Source organism: Subsaxibacter sp. CAU 1640 (assembly GCF_023156585.1).
Taxonomy (GTDB): domain Bacteria; phylum Bacteroidota; class Bacteroidia; order Flavobacteriales; family Flavobacteriaceae; genus JBPOFM01.
Genome location: NZ_JALNMI010000002.1, coordinates 310,485 through 334,189, shown reverse-complemented (window position 1 = coordinate 334,189; position 23,705 = coordinate 310,485). Strand labels below are relative to the sequence as shown.

Annotated in this window: 23 protein-coding genes and 1 tRNA gene; 13 read left to right on the top strand and 11 right to left on the bottom strand. The window is 35.6% G+C overall.

What is annotated here, in order from left to right:
• Positions 1–60 precede the first annotated feature (60 nt).
• From groES to miaB, 7 genes are all read right to left on the bottom strand, one after another.
• Positions 61–336: a co-chaperone GroES gene (groES, locus tag M0G43_RS06040; RefSeq protein WP_248024415.1), complete on the bottom strand. Its 276-nt coding sequence runs from the start codon at positions 334–336 to the stop codon at positions 61–63.
• Between the two features lie 147 nt (positions 337–483).
• A complete protein-coding gene (secG, locus tag M0G43_RS06035) occupies positions 484–831 on the bottom strand; it encodes a preprotein translocase subunit SecG (protein WP_248024413.1) in 348 nt (115 codons plus the stop codon).
• Between the two features lie 5 nt (positions 832–836).
• Positions 837–1,763, bottom strand: a complete 927-nt coding sequence (locus M0G43_RS06030; protein ID WP_248024408.1) for a hypothetical protein — start codon at positions 1,761–1,763, stop codon at positions 837–839.
• A 7-nt stretch (positions 1,764–1,770) separates the two neighbouring features.
• Positions 1,771–2,277, bottom strand: coding sequence for an LptE family protein (locus tag M0G43_RS06025; RefSeq protein ID WP_248024405.1), 507 nt, complete (start codon positions 2,275–2,277; stop codon positions 1,771–1,773).
• A gap of 27 nt (positions 2,278–2,304) precedes the next feature.
• The gene (locus M0G43_RS06020) at positions 2,305–3,585 is read right to left on the bottom strand and encodes a sigma 54-interacting transcriptional regulator (protein WP_248024404.1); all 1,281 of its coding nucleotides are present in this window, start codon (positions 3,583–3,585) and stop codon (positions 2,305–2,307) included.
• Between the two features lie 50 nt (positions 3,586–3,635).
• Positions 3,636–4,562, bottom strand: a complete 927-nt coding sequence (locus M0G43_RS06015) for a hypothetical protein (protein ID WP_248024402.1) — start codon at positions 4,560–4,562, stop codon at positions 3,636–3,638.
• Positions 4,563–4,572: 10 nt separating this feature from the next.
• Positions 4,573–6,018, bottom strand: coding sequence for a tRNA (N6-isopentenyl adenosine(37)-C2)-methylthiotransferase MiaB (gene miaB / locus M0G43_RS06010; RefSeq protein ID WP_248024400.1), 1,446 nt, complete (start codon positions 6,016–6,018; stop codon positions 4,573–4,575).
• Positions 6,019–6,163: 145 nt separating this feature from the next.
• On the opposite strand from miaB, the gene M0G43_RS06005 reads away from it, so the two are divergent.
• From M0G43_RS06005 to M0G43_RS05965, 9 genes are all read left to right on the top strand, one after another.
• The gene (locus M0G43_RS06005) at positions 6,164–6,937 is read left to right on the top strand and encodes a hypothetical protein (RefSeq protein WP_248024397.1); all 774 of its coding nucleotides are present in this window, start codon (positions 6,164–6,166) and stop codon (positions 6,935–6,937) included.
• Between the two features lie 47 nt (positions 6,938–6,984).
• Positions 6,985–8,211 (top strand): LVIVD repeat-containing protein, encoded by a 1,227-nt coding sequence (locus M0G43_RS06000; RefSeq protein ID WP_248024395.1) that lies wholly within the window; start codon positions 6,985–6,987, stop codon positions 8,209–8,211.
• Positions 8,212–8,363: 152 nt separating this feature from the next.
• Positions 8,364–10,862 carry a type I DNA topoisomerase gene (gene topA, locus M0G43_RS05995; protein ID WP_248024394.1) on the top strand — a complete coding sequence of 833 codons (2,499 nt, stop codon included), beginning with the start codon at positions 8,364–8,366 and terminating at the stop codon, positions 10,860–10,862.
• Positions 10,863–10,932: 70 nt separating this feature from the next.
• Positions 10,933–12,099 carry a formimidoylglutamase gene (locus M0G43_RS05990; RefSeq protein WP_248024392.1) on the top strand — a complete coding sequence of 389 codons (1,167 nt, stop codon included), beginning with the start codon at positions 10,933–10,935 and terminating at the stop codon, positions 12,097–12,099.
• A gap of 179 nt (positions 12,100–12,278) precedes the next feature.
• The gene (gldK, locus tag M0G43_RS05985) at positions 12,279–13,649 is read left to right on the top strand and encodes a gliding motility lipoprotein GldK (protein ID WP_248024389.1); all 1,371 of its coding nucleotides are present in this window, start codon (positions 12,279–12,281) and stop codon (positions 13,647–13,649) included.
• Between the two features lie 91 nt (positions 13,650–13,740).
• Positions 13,741–14,388 (top strand): gliding motility protein GldL, encoded by a 648-nt coding sequence (gldL, locus tag M0G43_RS05980; protein ID WP_248024387.1) that lies wholly within the window; start codon positions 13,741–13,743, stop codon positions 14,386–14,388.
• Positions 14,389–14,438: 50 nt separating this feature from the next.
• Complete coding sequence (gldM, locus tag M0G43_RS05975) at positions 14,439–15,986, top strand: gliding motility protein GldM (RefSeq protein WP_248024384.1); 1,548 nt, start codon at positions 14,439–14,441, stop codon at positions 15,984–15,986.
• Between the two features lie 72 nt (positions 15,987–16,058).
• Entirely contained in the window at positions 16,059–16,958 is a 900-nt protein-coding gene (gldN, locus tag M0G43_RS05970; RefSeq protein WP_248024383.1) for a gliding motility protein GldN, read from the top strand.
• 75 nt (positions 16,959–17,033) lie between these two features.
• Positions 17,034–18,077, top strand: a complete 1,044-nt coding sequence (locus M0G43_RS05965; RefSeq protein WP_248024382.1) for an NAD(P)/FAD-dependent oxidoreductase — start codon at positions 17,034–17,036, stop codon at positions 18,075–18,077.
• Here the strand turns inward: M0G43_RS05965 and M0G43_RS05960 are convergent, their stop codons facing one another.
• Entirely contained in the window at positions 18,078–18,464 is a 387-nt protein-coding gene (locus tag M0G43_RS05960) for a DUF983 domain-containing protein (protein WP_248024379.1), read from the bottom strand.
• Positions 18,465–18,546: 82 nt separating this feature from the next.
• On the opposite strand from M0G43_RS05960, the gene M0G43_RS05955 reads away from it, so the two are divergent.
• The 4 genes from M0G43_RS05955 (at position 18,547) to M0G43_RS05940 (ending at position 21,864) form a co-directional block, all read left to right on the top strand.
• Positions 18,547–20,454 carry an ABC-F family ATP-binding cassette domain-containing protein gene (locus M0G43_RS05955; protein WP_248024377.1) on the top strand — a complete coding sequence of 636 codons (1,908 nt, stop codon included), beginning with the start codon at positions 18,547–18,549 and terminating at the stop codon, positions 20,452–20,454.
• 1 nt (position 20,455) lies between these two features.
• A complete protein-coding gene (locus M0G43_RS05950) occupies positions 20,456–20,629 on the top strand; it encodes a CPXCG motif-containing cysteine-rich protein (protein ID WP_248024375.1) in 174 nt (57 codons plus the stop codon).
• A 149-nt stretch (positions 20,630–20,778) separates the two neighbouring features.
• Positions 20,779–21,684, top strand: a complete 906-nt coding sequence (locus M0G43_RS05945; protein ID WP_248024373.1) for a Two component regulator three Y domain protein — start codon at positions 20,779–20,781, stop codon at positions 21,682–21,684.
• Positions 21,685–21,791: 107 nt separating this feature from the next.
• Positions 21,792–21,864: transfer RNA gene (locus M0G43_RS05940), tRNA-Met, on the top strand.
• 60 nt (positions 21,865–21,924) lie between these two features.
• On the opposite strand, the gene M0G43_RS05935 is transcribed toward M0G43_RS05940, so the two are convergent.
• The 3 genes from M0G43_RS05935 to M0G43_RS05925 are packed head-to-tail and all read right to left on the bottom strand — an operon-like array spanning position 21,925 to position 23,705.
• Positions 21,925–22,467, bottom strand: a complete 543-nt coding sequence (locus M0G43_RS05935) for a YceI family protein (RefSeq protein ID WP_248024371.1) — start codon at positions 22,465–22,467, stop codon at positions 21,925–21,927.
• 13 nt (positions 22,468–22,480) lie between these two features.
• On the bottom strand, positions 22,481–22,846 hold the full coding sequence (locus M0G43_RS05930; protein WP_248024369.1) for a hypothetical protein: 366 nt from the start codon (positions 22,844–22,846) through the stop codon (positions 22,481–22,483).
• A 10-nt stretch (positions 22,847–22,856) separates the two neighbouring features.
• On the bottom strand, positions 22,857–23,705 hold the full coding sequence (locus M0G43_RS05925; protein WP_248024367.1) for a DUF5777 family beta-barrel protein: 849 nt from the start codon (positions 23,703–23,705) through the stop codon (positions 22,857–22,859).

Genomic DNA, 23,705 nt, shown 5'->3' with positions numbered 1-23,705 from the left:
TTGCTTTTGGCTAAATGATTAATGTTTAGTTTTTAGTTTTATGCTAAAGTCGTTTTGCTTTTAGATAATCGCAAGAATATCACTCTCACGCATTATCAAATAATCTTTGCCTTCAAGTTTTAATTCTGTACCAGCGTATTTACCGTAAAGAACGGTTTCGCCAACTTTTACAGTAATTGGATTTTTTTTGGTGCCATTACCTACTGCAACGACTTTTCCTTTTTGTGGTTTTTCTTTAGCATTGTCAGGAATGATAATGCCTGAAGCTGTTTTGGTTTCAGCTTCTACAGGTTCAATAAGAACCCTATCTGCTAATGGTTTAATGTTTAAGCCCATATTTTTATAGTTTATTAATTGTTTAATGGTTATTAACGCTATTGGTTTATTCGAAAATTATGCCAAGCAAAACGGTCTGACAAAGTTTCAGTAACAAAAAATGCCAACTGTAAAAGTTGGCATTTTCTTATGTTTTTTTTGTCAAAATTACTCTTGTGTAGAATCAGCAGGTGTTGCTGTGTCATTACTTGATGGAGTAGAAGCAGGAGCAGGTACTGAAGTAGCATCTGGATCCAAAGCTTTTGATTCTGAATTACCTTTGTGATCAATAGCTACGTTTGATAATAAAATCAATGCCAACAAAACGGTTGCCAAAGCCCAAGTACTTTTATCCAAAAAGTCAGTTGTTTTTTTAACACCACCCAATTGTTGTGTTCCGCCACCTCCAAAAGAAGATGATAATCCACCACCTTTAGGATTTTGAACCATAATCACTACTACCAATAAAAAGGCTACAATGATGATAAGGGCTAAAAAGATTGAAAACGTACTCATCTGTATTATATATTATTTTTTTCTTGTAATTGTTTGACTGCTTTAATTTGGTCTGCAAAGAAACCACTTTTTTCTGGATATTTCAAACTTAAAATTTTATAAGATTGAATTGCCTTTTCGTAGTTTTTTTGTTCCAAATAAATACGTGCCAAAGTCTCGGTCATTAAGCCGTCATTCTGCGCTGGCTGTGCTTTTGCCAGGTTTTGGGTATTGCTTTCTTTTGATGGAATAATCTTCGGATTTGATTCCAGAAACTTATCAATCAACTCAAATTTTCGTTCAATAGATGATTCGTTTTCTACTTTTTCTGGTTCCTTTTTTTCTTCTGGCTCTCGAATGATTGGTTTAAAACTTGTGATTTTCAACCATTCTGCAAACGAATGGGTTTCAGACCTATCAAATTCCAAAGGCTTGCCAATATTTAAAACTTCTTCTGGCTTGATGTCTTCATTTTTCTTTTCAAGTTCATCCGTTTTTTCTTCACTTTCAATATTGAAATTGGCAATCGTGCCAATGGTCATTCGTTCGATGAACAAATCAGGATCAAGTGCTCCTTGTGTAGATTTAATTTGCTCCTTTAAAGCATCATCAATTTCAACGCTTCTATTGATTGAAATATCATCAAATTCATTGACGTAAATATCCTTTAGATGATCGGAATTTTGCTTGATCTGTTGCGAAATCTCATTTTGATTGAAAGTGTCAGAAGTTATGTAATCAAACAGAATACTTCTGTCGGTAGTATAAGCCGCAGTTATTTTTAATTCTTGATTGTATTTAAAGCTATCCTTGTTTTTCAAACCTTTTAAATACAACGCTCTGGCAGGCTGAAAATATGGGTATTTTTCAATGATGGAATTGATATCATTGGTTTGTGTCACAGTTATTTGCTGCGGATGCTGTAATAGATATGTAAATTGATCTTTGTTCAAAATTTAATTACCATTTTGCCAAAGTTGCATTAAAGATATCTTGTGTAATACGCTCAAAAATTTCTTGATGCGCTGTGTCCTTTTGGCTGCCTACCAATTGCGCCTGTCCTGGATAATCATAGAAAAAGGAAAAACGTTGTTCCATTTCAGCATCAGAATCATTCTTATCATAAAAACGGACATTCACTGAAATAGTCAATCTGTTTTGTGCCGCTCGATTATCAGCTGTTGCAGTGGTAGGAGAAATACGGTATTCGGTAATTTCACCTTCATACGTTAAATCACCACCGGACTTTACAAGGTCTAGACTTGTTTGATTCAAAATCAAATCTTGAAGCGCCAAAGTAAAATCGCGCTCAAGACCAGGTTCAATCAATGGCGCATTGTTTTGAAAATAATTCACTTGAAAACTTGTTGTTCCTTCTGGGATTGAGGCTCCAGTAAAAGAATATTTCCAACACCCAAAAAGTGTTAGGGAAATTGCAGTTGCTATTAAAAACCTTAAATTTTTCACGTGTGCTTTTTACTGAATAACGTTTGATTATAAATCAAATTGTTTGATTTTTCGATAGAGTGTACGCTCGCTAATACCTAGTTCGGCGGCTGCCAATTTACGTTTGCCGTTATGGCGCTCCAAAGATTTTTTTATCAATTCCAATTCCTTATCGTGTAAAGATAGCGTTTCTTCCTCTTCAATTTCTTCGGCGAAATGATACTTGTCTTTTATATTTTCTGAAGAATCCTCATCAATTATTTGATTTTGATGGTTTGGTCGATCTGAAAGTGACAGAATTTCTGCTTCTTCAGTGGCTTCCTCAAAATCAGTTTCATCTCCTTCGCCATAAATTTTTTGAATCAATCCTTCATTTTTCTTTTGAACATCACTGGCATTGCCATTTTTCATCAATTCCAAAGTCAATTTCTTAAGATCGTTCAAATCACTTTTCATATCAAAAAGCACCTTGTAGAGAATTTCACGTTCGCTACTAAAATCGCTTTCTGACTTTGAAGTTTGAACGACAGCAGGCAAATTGCTACCATAGTTAGGCAAATAGCTTTGTAATGTTCGAGCGTTGATGGTTCTATTCTGTTCCAAAACCGAGATTTGTTCAGCAATATTTCTCAACTGTCTGATATTTCCGTTCCATCGGTTCTTCAAAAGGACGTCAACAGCATCATCATTCAATTTGATGGTAGGCATTTTGTATTTGATGGCAAAATCACTTGCGAATTTTCTAAACAATAAATGAATATCATCTTTTCGCTCGCGCAAAGGAGGAATATTAATCTCGACCGTACTCAAACGATAATATAAATCTTCCCGAAACTTTTCTTTTTTGATGGCTTCAAACATTTCAACATTTGTTGCTGCGACAATGCGAACATTCGTTTTTTGAACTTTACTGGAACCAACTTTGATGAATTCGCCATTTTCGAGAACACGAAGCAATCTTACTTGAGTGGTTAAAGGCAATTCTCCAACTTCATCCAAAAAAATGGTACCGCCATCAGCCACTTCAAAGTAACCTTCGCGAGTTTGCGTGGCACCTGTAAATGCGCCTTTTTCGTGACCAAACAATTCACTGTCTATCGTTCCTTCTGGAATGGCACCACAGTTAACGGCAATATATTTTCCGTGTTTTCTATGTGATAATTGATGAATGATTTTTGGAATACTCTCTTTACCAACACCACTTTCACCAGTTACCAACACAGAAATATCGGTAGGAGCCACTTGAATGGCTTTTTCAATGGCACGATTGAGTTTTGGGTCGTTGCCGATGATTCCAAATCGTTGTTTTATTGCTTGTACTGATTCCATTTCTAAGAGTCAAGAGTTAAGACTTTAAGAGCCTAGACTTTGTAAAGGATTTAATTCACAAATTGAAAGGTTTCCGAAAGCTGAATCAACACACCATCACCTAAATCATAACTTCCATTTCTACTAGTGATTCTATCATCAGCATCGTATTCAACAGTAAAACTTACAGAACCTTCTGGAGTTGTAACTCCTATCCAATTGTTAGGGCTGTCAAATTGTGCCATCGAACTTCCAAGGTCATCCGAATAATCATCATTCAAAAATGACAACATATATTGATCGCTGAATGCATCTTTCAAAGGGCTATCATTGGTGTCAAAAGCAAATGAAGTTGTTGTGGCATCTTCTCCTGTAATGATAGAAGCAATACAGTTGCCAAGTCCGTCGTAATCCAAAACTTCAGTTTTGATAGACGTTGTCCCATCAAACGATTCTTTCTTTATCAATTTATTGTTTCCATTCAAAGTGAATACTGTTGAAATAGACGAGCCTACTTCAGTTCTTGTGATGGTGTTTCCTGAATAAGCAAAGTTATAAGTGTAATCATCCTCGTCATCTTCAACATAATCGTAAACAATTTGAGATATGTTGTTTCCTTCATAGGTTACCACTGCTGTATTGGTGGTCATACCTGAAGAGGTGCTTGTGTAACCAGTGATTCTGTTTGAGCTATCTCTGGTATACACAACATTTTCAGTAAAGGGTTGGCCCAGAAATGTTGAAGCTACAATAGAGGAACTGACCTTATTGCTATTGTTGAATGAAAAGTCAGTATTGATAATGATGTTACCAAAAAAAGGAACAGTTGAATTAAGATCCCAGCTGTAGGCATTCAGCGCTAGCGGCTCATCACTTGTATTGTTTCCGTTGCCATTGCCATTGTTGCCAGTGTCATTTAGAACAGCTCTATCAATTGGCTCAACATCGCAAGCAGTAAAAAATCCAAGAGCTAATAGAATTAAAAAGAGTTTTTTCATTTAGTTATATTTAATTGTTCTTTGAATATCCTTCGGCTTCACCAATTAGGGTTGCAGTAGTACATTCGTTTATTTTTACATTGACGAAATCGCCAACTTTATAATGTTCCTTTGGAAATACCACAACTGTGCTTTGCGGTGTGCGTCCTGACCAATGTGCATCTGATTTTTTAGATGGTTTTTCGATGAGAACTTCCACGGTTTTTCCAACAAACTGTTGTGTTCGATAGTGACTATGCTTTTGCTGCAAATCAACAATTTCCACTAGACGCTGTTTTTTGACTTCTTCAGGCACGTCATCCTCTAATTTTCGTTCTGCCAATGTTCCAGGTCGTTCAGAATAGGCGAACATATACCCGAAATCATACTTTACATATTCCATCAATGTCAATGTATCTTGATGGTCTTCATCTGTTTCTGTTGGAAAACCGGTTATCATATCTTGGCTGATGGCACAATCTGGAAGAATTTCGCGAATATCGTCAATCAACTTAAAATATTCTTCTCTTGTATGTTGACGGTTCATCGCTTTCAAAATACGATTACTTCCACTTTGAACAGGCAAATGAATGTAATTGCAAATATTTTCGAATTTCGCCATAGTTCTCACCACATCAAGGGTCATATCCTGCGGATTGGATGTCGAAAAACGAATACGCATTTTTGGTTGGGCAAGTGCGCACATTTCCAATAGTTGGGAGAAATTGACTGCAGTGGCTTTTTGTAAATCAGAAGCTTTGTCGAAATCTTTTTTCAATCCACCACCATACCATAAATAGCTATCTACATTCTGGCCAAGCAAAGTGATTTCTTTATAACCTTTGTTCCATAAATCATTAACTTCCTCAATAATACTTTGTGGGTCGCGACTGCGCTCTCTTCCACGAGTAAATGGGACAACGCAAAAAGTACACATATTGTCACATCCTCTCGTAATGGATACAAATGCTGTAACGCCATTGGTGTTCAATCTAACTGGAGATATGTCGCCATAAGTTTCATCTTTGGAAAGAATGACGTTAATGGCGTCTCTACCATCTTCAACTTCTTCGATAAGGTTTGGTAAATCTTTATAGGCATCTGGTCCAACCACCAAGTCTACGATTTTTTCTTCTTCGAGAAATTTGCTCTTTAACCGTTCAGCCATACAGCCAAGAACGCCAACTTTCATCTTTGGGTTTACTTTTTTAACTGCATTGTATTTTTCCAAACGCTTTCTAACGGTCTGTTCAGCCTTATCGCGAATAGAGCAGGTATTCACCAATACCAAATCGGCATCTTCAAGACTGTTGGTGGTATTAAAACCTTCATTGGCCAAAATTGAAGCAACAATTTCGCTGTCGCTAAAGTTCATTGCGCAGCCGTAACTCTCGATATATAGTTTTCGAGTGTTGCCTTCCTTTTGTTGGAGCACAAGACTTTCTCCTTGCTTGGTTTCGTCGATGACTTTTTCCATTATAGAATGAAATTACTTTCAAATCAATTAAGTGCGCAAAGATATAATTATTTAAGAATTGTGACAAAGTGACAGTTGTTAATTTTGTTTGAACATTTCAAATAGTATTCGTTTATTTGAAGAAACATCAACCTAACTTTTAAATATGAGACTTACAGACATCCATTCAAAAATCAACAATGCTCGAGAGGTCGATTTTGGGGCAGTCATTTCAGAATCAATTGAATTGTTCAAAAAATTATGGGTTCAAGGTTTTCTAACCATTATCATTTTGGCTGTCATAGGCATACCACTTTCGCTCTTGTCACAATTCATTTTAGAAATGCTTGGGTTGGTTGTTCCAAATACCTTTTATATAGACGATTTTAGTATCGAAAGTTTTTCAAGAAGTTTTGGAGTCAGTACATTATATAATTTTCCCTTCACAGTAATTTCAACCACACTTCAACTAGGAGTATTTGCTGGTTTTTATAGAATTGTGAAAATGAAGGATGTTGATAATAGATCTACGGAAGAGTATTTTTTCTACTTCAAGAAGGAATATCTAGGAAAAATTTTGATGTTATCCCTTGTGCATTCAGCAATCAGTTATGTCGCTATGCTACTTTGTTTCATACCTTATATATACGCGATTGTTCCATTAATGTATTTTTCGGTCATCTTTGCATACAATCCTGAAATGTCTGTGGAAGAAATCCTTAAAACCAGTTTTATGATAGGCAATAAAAAGTGGTTAGTTACTTTCGGTAGCATATTTGTCTGTGGTTTACTGGGAATGTTAGGGCTATTTGCTTGTTTTATTGGGGTTCTATTTACCATTTCAATTGTTTATTTTCCAACATATGTAATCTATCGAGAAGTTGTTGGTTTTGAGGAAATAAGCGAAATAGATCAAATAGGAAAAATTGAAGAATTTTGACGCAACCTTTTTGATACATTTGCATCTACCGTAAAAACCAGCTTCTTATGAAAAATTATGTCCTTTTTTTGCTCATTGCAGTCGCAATGTCCTGTAATAATGATGATCCAGAATATCAAACGGTCAATGTTGGTATTCCACAAGTTGTAAGTAAATCTGAATTTAGGGATTTGATAGAAATTCAATCTCCGAAACCTATCAGTCAATCGGGGAAAATTTATGCTTATGAGAATTATATCTTCGTGAATGATAAATATGAAGGTGTACACGTCATAGACAATACAGATCCGTCAGCTCCAGCAGCTGTCGCTTACATTAAGATTCCTGGTAATGAAGATATTTCTGTAAAAAACAATTTTTTATATGCGGATAGCGCTATTGATTTGGTTGTTTTTGACATTTCGGATATTGTTAATATTGAATTAGTTGGTCAATTGGAAGATGTTTTTGAATCTTACGATTTTAGATTTCCTGAAAACATTTATTCGGTTGATTACAGTAACTACAATTATGAAACAGATATAATTATTGGTTGGACTATTGAGGAGAGAAGTATCGAGATTGTTGATGACTATGGTTTTGAAACAATAAATACTGGTTCTAATGATTCAGGAGGATTAAATTCTGTGGGAACGGGCGGATCTTTGGCGCGTTTTCAGATAGTGGATAATTACCTCTATACAGTTGGTACACACGATATGTCAATTTTCAATATATCAAACTTGTCTGAACCCACATTTACAAATACCTTTTATTCGGGTAACAATATTGAAACGATGTTTCAGGCGGATGGTTACCTATATTTAGGTAGCACAGATGGAATGTATATTTATAGTTTGGATAACGCCGAAGCTCCAAGTTATGTGTCAGAATTTGTGCATTGGACAGGTTGCGACCCTGTAGTTGTAGATGGCGATTATGCATACTTGACTTTGAGAGGTGGCAACAATTGTGGTCAGCAAGAAAGTGTTCTGGAAGTGATTGATATAAGTGACAAGCGTTATCCAACATTGATGGCAACCCACCTCTTGGAAAATCCATATGGATTAGGATTTAAAGAGGATGTTTTGTTTGTCTGTGATGGACAAGCTGGTTTGAAAGTGTTTGATAAATCGAATCCTTTAAACTTACAATGGGTCGAAACTTTTAGCAATGTGCACGCTACGGATGTTATACCTTTGTCTAATTCGCTATTGATGATTGGAAATAATGTGCTGTATCAATATCAATATACTAGTAACTCGATAACTTTATTAAGTACCTTTCAATTATAGAAGCAATTAAATATATAAATGTAAGCCTGAATTTTTCAGGCTTTTTTTATGATTTTTATCGATTAAAATGACCGTTTGTATGAAGTGAAAAAATTTAAAATTAGGTTGAATACTTTTTTTTCATATACATTTGTAGGCATAAAAAATTGAATATGGCGAAGAATTTAGTAATTGTTGAGTCACCTGCAAAAGCAAAAACCATTGAGAAATTTCTTGGTAAAGAGTTTAAGGTTGAGTCCAGTTTTGGGCATATTGCCGACTTACCTTCAAAGGAGTTGGGTGTTGATGTAGAAGGCGATTTTCAACCCAAGTATCAAGTTTCCAAAGATAAAAAAGATGTTGTCAAGAAATTGAAAGACTTGGCAAGCAAAGCAGAGACTGTTTGGTTGGCGAGCGATGAGGACCGTGAAGGAGAGGCAATCGCTTGGCACTTGGCAGAAACCTTGAAGCTCGATAAAGCGAAAACTAAACGTATCGTTTTTCACGAAATTACCAAAAGCGCCATTCAAAAAGCGATAGCAAACCCTCGCTCGATTGATTATCATTTGGTAGATGCACAGCAAGCCAGACGGGTTTTGGACCGAATTGTTGGTTACGAATTGTCACCAGTTTTATGGAAAAAGGTCAAAGGAGGCCTCTCGGCAGGACGTGTTCAATCAGTTTCGGTAAGATTGATTGTGGAAAGAGAGCGCGAAATCCAGGATTTTACACCTGAAGCATCCTATAGAATTGATGCAGAATTTTCAAATGAAGCAGGTCAGACATTTAAGGCCAAATTAGGAAAGTCATTCGCTTCAAAAGAGGATGCTTATAAGTTTCTGGAATCTAATATAAATGCAAACTTTAAAGTTGCAGAACTTGAAAAAAAGCCAGCGAAAAAATCACCAGCTGCACCTTTTACAACATCAACGTTGCAGCAAGAGGCTTCGCGTAAATTATATTTCTCGGTAAGTAAAACAATGACGATGGCACAACGCCTCTATGAGGCTGGTCTCATCACTTATATGAGAACAGACAGTGTTAATTTATCGGATGAAGCCAGAAATGGAGCAAAAGCTGAAATTGAAGCAGCTTATGGTTCAAAGTATAGCAAACCTCGTAATTATAAAGGTAAATCAAAAGGAGCACAGGAAGCTCACGAGGCAATTCGACCAACAGATTTTTCAGTACATTCTGTTACCATCGATAGAGATCAAGCGCGTTTGTATGATTTAATTTGGAAGCGTGCCATTGCATCGCAAATGAGCGAGGCTGAATTGGAACGAACCAATGTGAAGATTAGTGCTTCGACACATAAAGAACAATTTACAGCTAATGGAGAAGTGATTACGTTCGATGGATTCTTGAAAGTGTATTTGGAAGGCACAGATGATGAAGATACAGAACAAGAAGGAATGTTGCCTGCTATGAAAACCAGTGAAACACTCCTTAATAATTATATTGCTGCAACGGAACGTTATACGCGTCCTCCTTATCGATATACCGAAGCATCATTGGTAAAGCAATTGGAAGAGTTAGGTATTGGTCGTCCATCCACATATGCACCAACTATTTCAACTATCCAAAATCGTAATTATGTTGAAAAGGGTAATGTTGAAGGCACAGAGCGTAATTATTCCAAACTTACTTTTAAGGCGAATACTATAAAGGAAAAAGAATTAACTGAAAAAGTTGGTTCTGATAAAGGGAAACTTGTTCCCACAGATGTTGGGATGATAGTGACCGATTTCTTGGTGAATCATTTTGAGACCATTTTAGATTATAATTTTACGGCTAAAATGGAAGAGGATTTTGATAATATTGCTGAAGGAAAAGAAGATTGGACCAAGATGATGAAAAACTTTTATAAGGATTTTCATCCTCAAGTTGAAGATGTACAGGAAAATGCAGAGCGTGAATCTGGAGAGCGTATTTTAGGAACCGACCCAAAAACAGGCAGGACGGTCTTGGTGCGTTTGGGTAAATTTGGTCCTATGGTTCAAATTGGAACTCCAGATGAAGAAGAAAAACCTCAATTTGCAAGCTTGTTGCCTGAACAGCAGTTGAACTCCATTACTTACGAAGAAGCTTTAGACTTGTTCAAACTACCGAAAGATTTAGGAAAGTATGAGGGTCAATCAGTCGAAGTCAATAACGGTCGTTTTGGACCTTATGTGAAGTTCGGAGATTCATTTGTATCATTGCCCAATGGCACAGACCCTATGAGTGTTGACCTAGATGAAGCGATCGAGCTTATCAAACAAAAGCAAAAAGCCGATGCTCCTATATATATGTATAAAAATCTTCCAGTTGTAAAAGGTAAAGGTCGTTTTGGTCCATTCATCAAATGGAACAATACTTTCATTAATGTCAGCAAAAAATATGACTGGGATAATTTATCTGATAAGGATATAGAAGAATTGATTGAAGATAAAATCCAAAAGGAGAAAGACAAGTTGATTCATCATTGGGAAGAAGAAGGTATCAAAGTAGAAAAGGCAAGATGGGGAAGACACACAGTTACCAAAGGAAAGGTGAAGATAGAATTGGACAAATCTGTCGACGTTTCAAAAATGACTTTAAAAGATGCTGCGGAACTCATCGCAAGCAAAACACCAAAAAAGAAATCAACAACTAGAAAAGTTACTAAGAAAAAAACTTCAAAAAAATAGTTTTGATTACATTTGGGAAAATTAAAAACCACATAAAACCTTTCTAGGCTAAACGACGCAACATTTAAATATGAACTTTAATTTTCTTTCGCCTGTTTCTGATGCCGTCTTGGCTCATAACGAACTCTTATCGGAACAAGCACTAGGAAGGAAAGTAAGAATTCATTCCAAACAATTGGGTGTTCCAGATTTAGATGGTGTAAAGATTGCAATTCTTGGTGTTTTAGAAAACAGGAATGACGTCAATTATATAGGAGAGGATTTTAGCTTTGACACATTAAGGGTTTCCTTATATGGATTGTTTCCAGGCAATTGGGATACACAGATTGCTGATTTGGGTGACATTCTCAAAGGCGAAACGGTCGAGGATACCTATTTTGCATTAAGGACTACTTTGTCCGTTTTGCTGGAAAAGAAAATTATTCCTATAATATTAGGTGGAAGCCAGGATTTGACTTATCCCAATTATAGAGCGTATGATACGTTTGCTCCTATGGTCAACATTGTGAATGTCGATTCTAATTTTGATTTAGGAGATTCAAATCAAGAAATAAAGAACAACAGCTACCTTGGTAAGATCATTTTAGAGAAACCATATAATCTTTTCAATTATTCTACAATCGGTTATCAAACGTATTTCAATTCGCAAGAAGAAATTGATTTGATGGAGAAGCTTTATTTTGAAGCATATCGTTTAGGCGAAATCTCAAAATCCATACATTTAGTAGAACCAGTTATGCGAGATGCACATATAGTGAGTATGGATTTGAAATGTGTAAGAGCTTCTGAAGTGTCATCAAAACAGAAGCATTCGCCTAATGGATTTGATGGAAAAGAAATTTGTGCCATTGCTAGGTATGCTGGTATTAGCAATAAAGTATCGTCATTTGGCGTTTACGAGTATCGGGCATCTAAAGATGATAGTGTAACGGCAATGCTCGTTGCCCAAATAGTTTGGTATTTCATCGAAGGCGTAAATTGTAGAATAAAGGATGATGATTTCAAAGTTGATTCAAACTATCAGAAATATAATGTGTTGGTGGAAGATGAAGAGCTGATTTTCTATAAAAGTGTTAAAACAGGCCGCTGGTGGATTGAGATTCCTTTTTTACCAAATGTTAATAATAAATTAAAAAAACATACGTTATTACCATGCATGTATGAGGATTACGTTGAAGCAAGTCACGGTAAAATACCAGAAAGATGGTATAAAGCATATAAAAAGAACAGTTTTTAATTACATTTGTAATAAATAGTTTAACATTTCTTTAGTCGATGAAATGCATATTTTTAGGATAAAGTGTAAAAAAAATTAAAAAAAAATTGTTTATTTGAAAATATATAGATATGTTTACCACCTCAAATTTTTTAAGACCAAATTTAAAACTAATATTTTAACCTCGAGTTTATATGAATATGAAGAAGTTTGCTTTATTAACCGCTGTTTTAGCTCTATTGGCTAGTTGTGGATCTGGAGACAGAGGAGAACTAGTTGGAGTTAAAGGAAAGAAATGGCATCCGGAAAAACCTTATGGTATGACATTGGTTCCTGGTGGGGCCTTTATCATGGGTAAGTCGGATGATGACATCGCTGGTGTTCAAGATGCACCAACCAAAACTGCTACTGTAAGTGCCTTTTACATGGACGAGACTGAAATTACCAATAATGAGTATCGAGAATTTGTGTATTGGGTTCGTGATTCAATATTAAGAACTAAATTGGCTATTTTGGCAGACGAAGTAGGACAAACTCCTGGTTCTGGTGGTATTGGTGAATTTGCATTTAAAGATGCAGATCCTGAAAACATGACTGTTTATGAAAAATACATGTATGATAATTATAGTGGTTTAGGACCGACTGGATATGAAGGGAGAAAGTTAAATCATGACGTTGATTTGATTTTTGACACTTCAGACTATCCAGACGAATATTATGCGGAAGTTATGGATACTATGTATTTACCATTGGAAGAATCTTATAACGGCCAACGTACTTGGGATGTTAGAAAATTCAAATTCCAATATACGTATATGGACATCGCCAAAGCTGCAAAAAACAAAAACAGAAAACGTTCTGAATTTATTGTTCAAGAAGAAGTGGAAGTATATCCCGATACCACAGCTTGGATTAGGGACTTTGCTTATTCTTATAATGAGCCTATGCACAATGATTATTTCTGGCATGCAGCTTACGGAGAATATCCTGTAGTCGGTGTGTCTTGGAAACAAGCGAATGCATTCTGTCAATGGAGAACGTTGAAGAAAAATGCTTATCAAAAGAAAAAAGGAGCACAACCTGTAAACAGATTTAGATTACCATCTGAAGCGGAATGGGAGTATGCAGCTAGAGGTGGTCTTCAAGGTGCTACTTATCCTTGGGGTGGACCATATGCTAAAAATGATAGAGGTTGTTTCATGGCAAACTTTAAACCATTGCGTGGTGACTATGCTGCTGACCAGGCTTTATATACTGTAGAAGCAAAATCTTACGATCCAAACGATTTTAATCTTTATAACATGGCGGGTAATGTATCAGAATGGGTAAATGGTTCTTACGATCCAGGATCATATGAGTATATGTCAACAATCAATCCTAATGTGAATGATGCGGATAACCAGCGCAAAGTTGTTCGTGGAGGTTCTTGGAAAGATGTTGCTTATTTCTTGCAAGTGAGTTCAAGAGATTATGAATATGCTGATTCTGCAAGAAGTTACATTGGTTTCAGAACGGTTCAAGACTACATGGGAACAGATGTAACTGCAAATGCAGGTAACGGGACAAACTAATTTGTACATTACAAAAATCAATAAACAACAACAAACTAAAATTAATATTAATCTACTTAAGTATTTAACTTAACTAAAAACAACAAAAATCATGGCACAATCAAGAGCAAGTAAGAGGTTTATGAACATGGCTTACGGACTAGGAGCATCAGTAGTAATTATAGGTGCACTTTTTAAAATCATTCACTTCGAAATAGGACCTTTGACAGGTAACGTAATGTTGGCAATAGGTCTAATCACAGAAGCAATTATCTTTGCAATTTCTGCATTCGAACCAGTAGATGATGATTTAGACTGGTCATTGGTTTACCCTGAATTGGCTGGAGGCAAGAGCGCTGACAAAAAGAAAGAGCAACCTAAAGATGCTGAAGGTCTTTTATCTAAAAAATTGGACGAATTGTTGAAAGAGGCCAAAATAGATGGAGAATTGATGGCAAGTTTAGGAAACAGCATCAAGAATTTCGAAGGAGCTGCTAAAGGTATCAGCCCAACTGTAGATTCAATAGCTGCTACAAAGAAATATGGAGAAGAAATGTCATTGGCTGCTGCTCAAATGGAATCTCTGAACAGTCTTTACAAAGTGCAGATGGAAGCTGCAAGTCGTCAAGCATCGATCAACGAAGAAGCAGTAGAAAACGCTCAAAAATTAAAAGAACAAATGCAATCATTAGCTTCTAACCTGTCATCACTGAATGGTGTTTACGGTGGAATGCTTTCTGCAATGAACAGAAATAATTAGTATTAGTAATTTAACAATTTATTGATTAACAAAACTTAAACTGATTATAAATGGCAAGTGGAAAACTATCTGCAAGGCAGAAAATGATTAACTTGATGTATTTGATCTTCATTGCGATGCTAGCATTGAATATGTCAAAAGAAGTGCTTTCAGCATTTGGATTAATGAACGAAAAGTTGACTGAATCGAACGAAGCAGCAACAGCTAGAAATGAAGCTTTTATGGCTGGTTTGGCCGAAAAAGTTGAAGAGCAACCTGCGAAATACCAACCCTTAAAGGCTCAAGCTGATCAAATTTCGGTTTTAGCTAATGATTTCAATAGTTATCTTGCTAATTTGAAAAGTCAAATGACGGCCAAATTAGAAGATCCTAAAGATTATGAGGTAATGGATAAAGGCGACTTTCTTGATAACCATTTCTTCATTGGTGATAAACTTAAGCCAGAAGGTCAAGAGTTTATGGATCAGATAGCAAAATTTAGAGATGGTGTAGTGGCTGTTTTGAATACTAACCCAGATATGGCAAGTATTGCGAAAGATGTGCAAGCTAAATTTAGTACCGAGCCGGTCAAGAATAGAGATGGTAATACAATACAATGGTTAGATTATCATTATAAGGGTTTCCCATTGGTTGCGTCTCTTACTAAAATGACACAATTGCAAGCCGATGTGAAAACTACTGAATCAGAAGTGCTGTCTTCAATGCTGGCTGGAAAATTAAAAGTTGAGGCCTCTTTAACAAACTTTGACGCAATTGTCGTACCAGATAAGACAGCTTTCTTTTCTGGAGAAGAATTTACAGGAAGAATCATCCTTGGGAAAAATGACAAAACCTTAAGAGCAAATAAAGTTATAATTAATGGAAAGGAATTACCAGCTGATGCAATGCAGCAAGGTCAAACAATCTTGAAATTCCCTGCAGGTGCTGTAGGCGAAAGAGAAATTGTTGGGGAATTCCAATTCAAAGAAGGTGATTCAATTATTAGTATACCGGTTAAAAGCAGTTATGCTGTAGTTCCTAAACCAAACTCTGCAACTATTTCTGCAGATAAGATGAATGTGGTATATCGTGGTGTTGTAAACCCAATGACTATTTCATTTGCCGGTGTGTCTGATAATAATGTATCTGCAAGTGCTCCTGGTTTGTCTAAAGCTGGTGGTGTTGGTAAATATGAAATGAGACCTGGTACAGGTAGAGAAGTAGTGATCAATGTGACTGGAACACTTCCTGATGGATCTAAAGTGAGTGATAGGGCTACATTTCGAATAAAGGATATTCCTAAACCATCTGGTACTATTGCAGGTCAACAAGATAATGTGAGTTTACCAAGACAAAATTTAGAAATTGGTACTGTAGGCGCTGTTTTAAATGATTTTGATTTTGATTTAAATCTAACTGTAACATCATTTAAAGTAAAAGTTCCTGGACAACCATCTGTAAGTGTTAATGGTAATAAGATGAATGACCAAGCTAAAAATGCATTGCGTAAAGCATCCAGAGGTGATGGTGTTCAGATTTTCGATATTAAAGCTTCTATCGTGGGCAATCCGGTTAAATTACCGAATGTGTCTCCAGTATTTGTTGAAATATCTAACTAATAAATTATAATTTAGGTAAAGCTTTTGCCCAGTATGAGGTTAAAGTAAGTGTCCCAAATAATAACTAGAAATATGAATTTAAGAAGTTTTTTATTAACCGTTGTAGGAGTTATTGTAGCTTCAGGTTCGTTTGCTCAAACGAATTTGCTAAATGCAAAAACTCCTGAAGAGATTGGCAAGAAATCTGAAGCCCAATTGGCTATGGATAACGATAAGCCTTTAGAGTATGGCTATGTTGATGATAGGGATATCCTGTTCTCAAAAATGACTTGGGAAAAAGTCGTGTTGGATGAGCGAGTCAATTTTCCTCTTTACTTTCCTGTTGATACAAACAACATAGGTAAAAATAGACGTTCTCTTTATGATGTTTTGTTAAAAAACATTGAAGACGGAACTATAGAAAATCTCTATGATGATTCGTATTTTACGGCGAAACGTACTTTAAAGGATATTGAATCAGCCTTACATAAGGTAGATACATTGGATATTGGTTACCAGCAATATAATGCAGAAGGTAAGGTAGATCCTGAATATATCACAAAGAGAGATATCCAATCTTATGATATCAGTGCTTATTTGATTAAAGGACTTTGGTATTTTGACAAGCGTCAAGGTGAGTTGAAATATCGTATTCTTGGTCTTGCACCTGCAGCTCCAGATGTTAACTTCATTGATTCTGAAGATGAAGCTAATAAAGAACCAATTGCATTGTTCTGGGTTTTTTATCCAGAAGTGAGACAAGTTCTTCATGAAGCAAAAGCATTCAACAACAAAAACAGTTCTATGCCGTTATCTTTTGACCATTTATTAAATTCTAGACGTTTTAATGGATACATGTATAAAGAAGAAAACGTTTATGGTGATAGAGAAGTTAAGGATTATGTGGCAGATAATGCGTTGATGCAATTATTGGAATCTGATAGAATTAAGGACAAAATTCGAGATTTTGAACAAGATATGTGGGCCTATTAAAGATTGCCTAACGATAAATATAAAAAACGCTCACTTTTTAGGTGAGCGTTTTTTTATTATCATATTTTTGCTTTGATGAAAGAAGTTGATTATATCATTGTTGGTTGTGGTTTGGCTGGAGTGGCCTATTGTGAACAATTGATAGGCCACAATAAATCGTTTATGGTTTTTGACGACCATTCTCAACTTTCATCTATAGTCGCTGCAGGTTTATATAATCCTGTTGTTCTAAAAAGATTTACCAATGTATGGAGATCCAAAGAACAGTTGTCAATTGCTCTTCCATTTTATAAAAGATTGGAGGAAAAATTGAACATCAAATTGAATTATGAAATGCCAGTCTATAGACGGTTTACATCTGTAGAAGAGCAAAATGAATGGTTTATCGCTGCAGATAAACGAATATTGGAGGATTATCTGTCTCCGGAACTTATCAAGAATAGTAACCCTTATATTGATGCAGCATTTGGATTTGGCAAAGTGAATAATTCTGGTCGAATTGATACTGCTTTGTTGTTAAAGCATTATAAAGAATTTCTAAAAAACATAGGAACATATCGCCTCGAAAGCTTTGACTACAGTAATTTGATTTTAAAAGAGGACGAGTATGTCTACAATGATTTGAAATCCAAATATATAGTCTTTGCGGAAGGTTTTGGGATGGTGAAAAATCCTTACTTCAATTATTTGCCATTGAATGTTGCAAAAGGCGAAGTACTTACCATATACGCCCCAGAACTGAAGATTGATTTTATTTTAAAGTCTTCAATATTTATTGTGCCAGAAGGTAACGATTGGTATTCAGTAGGTGCAACCTATAATTGGAAAGATAAGACCCACGACACAACTGTAGAAGCTCGAGATGAACTTCTATTAAATTTAAAACAGGTCATAAATTGCGAATTTGAGGTAATCGGTCAGCGAGCAGGCATACGCCCTACCGTAAAAGATAGAAGGCCCTTGGTTGGTTTACATCCCATCCATAAAAATATGGCTATTTTAAACGGTCTGGGAACAAGAGGCGTAATGATTGCCCCATATGCTGCAAAACAGCTATTCGAATATTTAGAATATGGTATTTCTATTGATAGCGAAATGAATATCGATAGATTCGATTAACTAGGATTTCTTGGCAAGAGATTTATCAAAATGCATAAAAAAGTTAATCCAGATGTTTCTTGATAAACGCATTATTATTGGTCCGCACACAATCAGTGTTCCTACAATGGCTATAAACGCTGTGATTAAGCTGGAATTCAAGAATAAATAACTTATTACGAACGCTGCCACGGCAAAAGCTACTCCTACAGCATAGCTCACATACATGGATCCATAGAAAAATGAAGGCTCAATTCGATATTTGGTGCCACAATGAGAACATTTGTCGTGCATCTTTAAGGTCTCGTCAAGTTGGTACGGATTTGAATTGATATACATCGATTCCTCATGGCATTTAGGACATGCACCTGTAAACACACTATAAAGTTTACTTCCCTTGTTTATCATACAGATTATGTATTTTTGCAATTTTAAAGTCCTACAAATTTACGGTTTTTAATACCAAAAGTTTGTAACATTAGTCACAAAAATGCTTAACATTCATAACTTATCAATATCGTTTCAGGGAGAATATTTATTCGAAGACATCACGTTCAGACTTGGTGCTGGAGATAGAATTGGTCTCATTGGAAAAAATGGCGCAGGGAAATCGACGATGCTAAAGATTTTGTCAAAAGAATTAGAACCAGATTCGGGTCAGATTGCTGCCGATAAAAATTTGAGCATAGGTTTCCTAAAGCAGGATATTGATTTTGAGTTTGGAAGGACGGTTTTGGAGGAATCTTATGAAGCTTTCAAAGACATCAGGGCATTGGAAGCTAAAATAGAGGATATCAACCATCAGTTAGTGGAACGTGATGATTATGAAAGTGAAGGATATCATCAATTAATGGTTGATTTGAATGAAATCCAACATCAATATGAAATCATAGGTGGTTATAATTACCAAGGCGAAACAGAGAAAATTCTTCAAGGCTTGGGTTTCAAACGAGAAGATTTCAATAAACTTACTGACACATTTTCCGGAGGATGGCGCATGAGGATTGAGCTGGCGAAATTATTGCTTCAAAATAATGATATTTTATTGCTCGATGAGCCTACGAATCATTTGGATATCGAATCTATCATCTGGTTGGAAGGATTTCTTAAAAGCTATATTGGTGCTGTAGTCATCGTTAGTCACGATAAAATGTTTTTGGATAATGTTACTAATAGAACCATCGAAATTTCACTTGGTAGAATCTATGACTACAAAAAACCTTATTCACAATATTTGATACTGCGTAATGAAATTAAAGAGCAACAGGTAGCAGCTCAAAAAAACCAGCAAAAACAGATAGAACAGACTGAAAAACTGATTGAAAAATTCCGTGCAAAGGCTTCAAAAGCATCAATGGCGCAGTCGCTCATCAAAAAGCTGGATAGAATTGATAGAATAGAGGTTGATGAGGATGATAACAGTGTTATGACACTTAATTTTCCTGTCTCCGTTACTCCTGGTAAGGTCGTGATTGAAGCACATCGTATCAGTAAAACATATGATAAACTTCAAGTGTTGAAGAATATCGATCTGACGATAGAGCGCGACAGTAAAACGGCGTTTGTAGGTCAAAATGGTCAAGGAAAATCTACGTTGGCAAAAATCATCGTTGGTGAATTAAACCATGAAGGTAAACTGAAATTGGGTCACAATGTGCAAATTGGATATTTTGCCCAAAATCAGGCGGAATATCTCGATGGCAATAAGACAGTATTGGACACGATGATTGATGCAGCTAATGAAAAGAACAGAAGCAAGGTTAGGGATATTCTTGGTTCATTTTTGTTTAGAGGTGAAGAGGTAGATAAGTATGTAAAAGTACTTTCTGGAGGAGAACGAAATCGTTTGGCCTTGGCTAAATTATTGTTGCAGCCATTCAACGTTTTGGTGATGGATGAGCCAACCAACCACTTGGATATTAAATCTAAAAATGTTCTCAAGGAGGCATTGAAAAAATTTGAAGGTACATTGATATTAGTATCGCATGATAGAGATTTTCTTCAGGGTTTGACCAATAGGATTTACGAATTTAAGGACCAGAAAATCAAGCAGTATCTAGGAGATATTGATTTTTATTTGGAACAACGAAATGTTGAAAATCTGCGAGAAGTTGAAAAGCGTGATGTTGTTTTGGAGCAACCAAAAGAAACCAACAAGCAATCATACGAAGATCAAAAAAAGTTAAAATCACTTAACAATAAGTTAAGCAACATTGAGGCAAAAATCAGTCAGTTAGAAAAAGACATCAAAACAATGGATGTAGAGTTGGCAACTGATTATGATATGACAGTCTCGGATCCTAAATTTTTTGATAAGTATGATGCTGCAAAGAAAGATTTAGCAAGCTTATTGAAGGAATGGGAAAATATACAAATGGAACTCGAAATTTTAAGTTAGTATGGAAGAATATTTTTTCCAGTGTCCGTATTGTTGGGAAACCATTTCCATGTTGATAGATAAATCTGTTACAAATCAATCTTATATCGAAGATTGTGAAATATGTTGTAATCCTATTCATATTAAACTTCAAATTCAAGAGAATGAAATCGTTGATTTTCAGGCAGAAAGCTAAAATCTTTTGAAAATTTAAATTATTGAAAATCAATTATTTATATTTTTATATTGATTTTGAATATGTAGTTCATCGAAAAAAATTGGTGGTTAGTCGGTTTCAGCTTATATTCGTTTTATAAATGTGCTCCCTCGCAAAAATCTACCATTATGAACAATTTAAAAGTTACGCTACTGTTCTGCTTCGTTACGATTGTAACATTCGGTAATATTTCCACCAAAGAAAAAAATGCTTTGTTAGCTTTATATAATTCCACTAATGGAGCTTCTTGGAGCAACACGTGGAACTTGGAATCACCAGTTTCTACTTGGTATGGGGTTGTGATTTCTGAAGATAAGGTTGTAGAGTTAAATCTGTCTTTTAATAATCTAGAAGGAAAACTTCCGTCAGAATTTGGAGATCTACAATATTTACAAAAAATCGATTTTTTCAGAAATAATATTTCCGGAACTATTCCTACGAGTATTGGTAATTTAAAGAATTTGCAAGAACTGAATATATCCTTCAATCAATTGGAAGGAAAAATTCCTTCGGAAATTACACAGCTTTCTTCATTGAGAGTATTACAATTATTCATGAACAAATTGGAAGGAGAAATTCCAACTGATATAGGAAGTTTGAAAAATTTGCAACAATTAGAACTATACAACAATCAATTAGTGGGCGAAATTCCAGCGTCTATCACTGAATTAACGAATCTTAAGGAATTATTATTGAGCAGTAACCGATTATCAGGAAAGCTGCCATCAAAAATTTCCAATTTTAAACAATTAGAGGTTTTGAGTGCATTTGATAATAATTTGTTTGGAACATTGCCGTCTTCTATTGGTGAACTAACAAACCTGAAGGAATTGGTAATAGCAAACAACGCTTTTTATGGAGATTTACCAACAGAAATGGCGAATCTTACTAACTTAAAAGTTTTGATGATTGGAAACAACGGGTTCCAAGGAGAATTGGTAAAGCTGGAGGATCAATTTCCAAATTTAACACAGTTTGATTTTGTAAATACTCGAGAAACAACTTCTATAGCCACTTTAGATTCAGAAGATTAATGTATTGACTTAATTGTCAAATCATATCTTATAATAGCTCCTTTCATTTATTTGTAAGGAGTTATTTTTTTAATCAAAAAAAAGCTTTTATATTTGCAGTCCGATATCGCGGGATAGAGCAGTAGGTAGCTCGTCGGGCTCATAACCCGAAGGTCACTGGTTCGAGTCCAGTTCCCGCTACAAAGAGAAAGCCTTTCAAATAGTTGAAAGGCTTTTTTTATTCTTAAAAAGTCAGACAGTTTAATTCGTCAGTTCAAATCTAAAACTGACCACTATGTCTTGAGCTATTTTATTGCTGACGATTTTTGGGATTTCAATTCCATAGTCTGATGCCAATGCCTCAAAACTACCTTCCATTACTAATCCTTTATCAGTTTTTGAGATTGAAACAGTGCAATCATCAAGTTTTTTCGTAACTCCGTGAAATGTTAATTCTCCATTTAGTTTGAAAGCAGTTTTTGATGAGGTAAGATTTTCCAACGAAAATTTTTCAATGGTGCCTCTGAAAGTTGCTTTTGGAAACTTTTCTGATTCCGCATAATTCTCATTAAAATGTTCTTCCATCAGGGCATTTTTAAATCGAAAAGCCTTAACAAGAGCCAATGCTGCAAATTCACCAGTTTTAACGTTGATGATCGCTGTGACGGAATTATTCTGTGCGGCGACCTCCTCAAAAGAGGGAACAGAGGCCCCGAAATTAACAGTTCCGGTCTTGGTCAAGTATTTTTCTTGCGATAAACCAGAAAAACTTATCAAAAGAAATACAATGAATAAATATTTCATATTATAATTAATTTTATTCTTCGAGTAAACCATCTTCTTCCCATTGAATGATGGTATCGATTAGGTTCTGTGGCAATCTTGGACCTCCAAACGGCATCAAAAACCCTAAATCTTCAGATGAAATACGGCTGATTAACCCTCTGTTTAAAACGGCGTCTTTGACATTGTCATAACTTAACAAGGGCATGGGCGCTCCATTTTCCGGTGGATTGGTATGACACATCACGCAATTATTGTTGATGATTGGTTGCACATCTTCTACAAAAGTGACCACTTCAGGTAATTCTGTTTGGTCTATAAGGTCATCTTCACTTGCGTTGGTGCAACCAAACAGAATTACCAATATGGTATACATAAAATAGGTGTTTCTCTTTTTCATAGCAATTTTCTCAAAAAACACGACTTAAGTTAAATCCAAAATAAATGTTACCATCACCCCAATCGCCAGTGGCTTGGCCTAAAAAACCATTGGTGTTCATAGCTTGAGCATTTGTAAAATGCATTTGGAAAACGTGACCTCCCGTTTCTAAATCTACTCCAAAAGACAATGGATTTTTAAAAGGCGAATTACTTGCTCTATTCAAATGCCAACCGTAATCCGCATTTAGCGACCAACGTTTACCTAGTTTGTATCTACCACCAAGTCCTAAAGCAAATTGTGAGTTGTCTTGCTCGTCAATAACGACGTAATTATCGTGAAAATAAGTGGGTGCTAATTCAACCGATAATTTACTGTTTAATTTCCTTGATATTAAAACTTGAGTTGTATAGCCCAAACGATGCTTAAACTCTAATTTTGGAAGATTGTCTTTCTCTAATGCCGTATTTATAAGCAACGAATGATAGCCAACTATCGTAAATGGAAAACCATTTTCAGTTTGTTGCGCAATTCGATACTTAATGGCCGACTCGTAGATTTTTTGAAAAGAACTTCTAGAGACACTAACGTTGAATCCATCTGAAATGCCGTAAATGAAATTCAATCTTGTGACGGCATCGTCCAATCCAAAAAAACTATCGAAGCCATTTTCGATGCTTCCAAATCGATGTGCGACTACAAAGGTTAATTCCTTTTTTGCTACCAATTTGGTCGATTCAAAATTGACAATTTTTAAACCCTTGAAAACGGCATTGGCAACATCATTTTGTGAAGAGTCTGTATCAATTTCTGCAAGCAAATCTTCTTGCGAAAACAGAAAATATGGTATACAGAAAATGATACAGACTAAAGTTCTCAT

Excerpts from the sequence above, each read along its gene's own strand:
- groES (WP_248024415.1), bottom strand. The coding sequence starts at position 336 with ATGGGCTTAAACATTAAACCATTAGCAGATAGGGTTCTTATTGAACCT.
- secG (WP_248024413.1), bottom strand. The coding sequence starts at position 831 with ATGAGTACGTTTTCAATCTTTTTAGCCCTTATCATCATTGTAGCCTTT.
- M0G43_RS06020 (WP_248024404.1), bottom strand. The coding sequence starts at position 3,585 with ATGGAATCAGTACAAGCAATAAAACAACGATTTGGAATCATCGGCAAC.
- M0G43_RS06015 (WP_248024402.1), bottom strand. The coding sequence starts at position 4,562 with ATGAAAAAACTCTTTTTAATTCTATTAGCTCTTGGATTTTTTACTGCT.
- miaB (WP_248024400.1), bottom strand. The coding sequence starts at position 6,018 with ATGGAAAAAGTCATCGACGAAACCAAGCAAGGAGAAAGTCTTGTGCTC.
- M0G43_RS06005 (WP_248024397.1), top strand. The coding sequence starts at position 6,164 with ATGAGACTTACAGACATCCATTCAAAAATCAACAATGCTCGAGAGGTC.
- M0G43_RS06000 (WP_248024395.1), top strand. The coding sequence starts at position 6,985 with ATGAAAAATTATGTCCTTTTTTTGCTCATTGCAGTCGCAATGTCCTGT.
- topA (WP_248024394.1), top strand. The coding sequence starts at position 8,364 with ATGGCGAAGAATTTAGTAATTGTTGAGTCACCTGCAAAAGCAAAAACC.
- M0G43_RS05990 (WP_248024392.1), top strand. The coding sequence starts at position 10,933 with ATGAACTTTAATTTTCTTTCGCCTGTTTCTGATGCCGTCTTGGCTCAT.
- gldK (WP_248024389.1), top strand. The coding sequence starts at position 12,279 with ATGAAGAAGTTTGCTTTATTAACCGCTGTTTTAGCTCTATTGGCTAGT.
- gldL (WP_248024387.1), top strand. The coding sequence starts at position 13,741 with ATGGCACAATCAAGAGCAAGTAAGAGGTTTATGAACATGGCTTACGGA.
- gldM (WP_248024384.1), top strand. The coding sequence starts at position 14,439 with ATGGCAAGTGGAAAACTATCTGCAAGGCAGAAAATGATTAACTTGATG.
- gldN (WP_248024383.1), top strand. The coding sequence starts at position 16,059 with ATGAATTTAAGAAGTTTTTTATTAACCGTTGTAGGAGTTATTGTAGCT.
- M0G43_RS05965 (WP_248024382.1), top strand. The coding sequence starts at position 17,034 with ATGAAAGAAGTTGATTATATCATTGTTGGTTGTGGTTTGGCTGGAGTG.
- M0G43_RS05960 (WP_248024379.1), bottom strand. The coding sequence starts at position 18,464 with ATGATAAACAAGGGAAGTAAACTTTATAGTGTGTTTACAGGTGCATGT.
- M0G43_RS05955 (WP_248024377.1), top strand. The coding sequence starts at position 18,547 with ATGCTTAACATTCATAACTTATCAATATCGTTTCAGGGAGAATATTTA.
- M0G43_RS05950 (WP_248024375.1), top strand. The coding sequence starts at position 20,456 with ATGGAAGAATATTTTTTCCAGTGTCCGTATTGTTGGGAAACCATTTCC.
- M0G43_RS05945 (WP_248024373.1), top strand. The coding sequence starts at position 20,779 with ATGAACAATTTAAAAGTTACGCTACTGTTCTGCTTCGTTACGATTGTA.
- M0G43_RS05935 (WP_248024371.1), bottom strand. The coding sequence starts at position 22,467 with ATGAAATATTTATTCATTGTATTTCTTTTGATAAGTTTTTCTGGTTTA.
- M0G43_RS05930 (WP_248024369.1), bottom strand. The coding sequence starts at position 22,846 with ATGAAAAAGAGAAACACCTATTTTATGTATACCATATTGGTAATTCTG.
- M0G43_RS05925 (WP_248024367.1), bottom strand. The coding sequence starts at position 23,705 with ATGAGAACTTTAGTCTGTATCATTTTCTGTATACCATATTTTCTGTTT.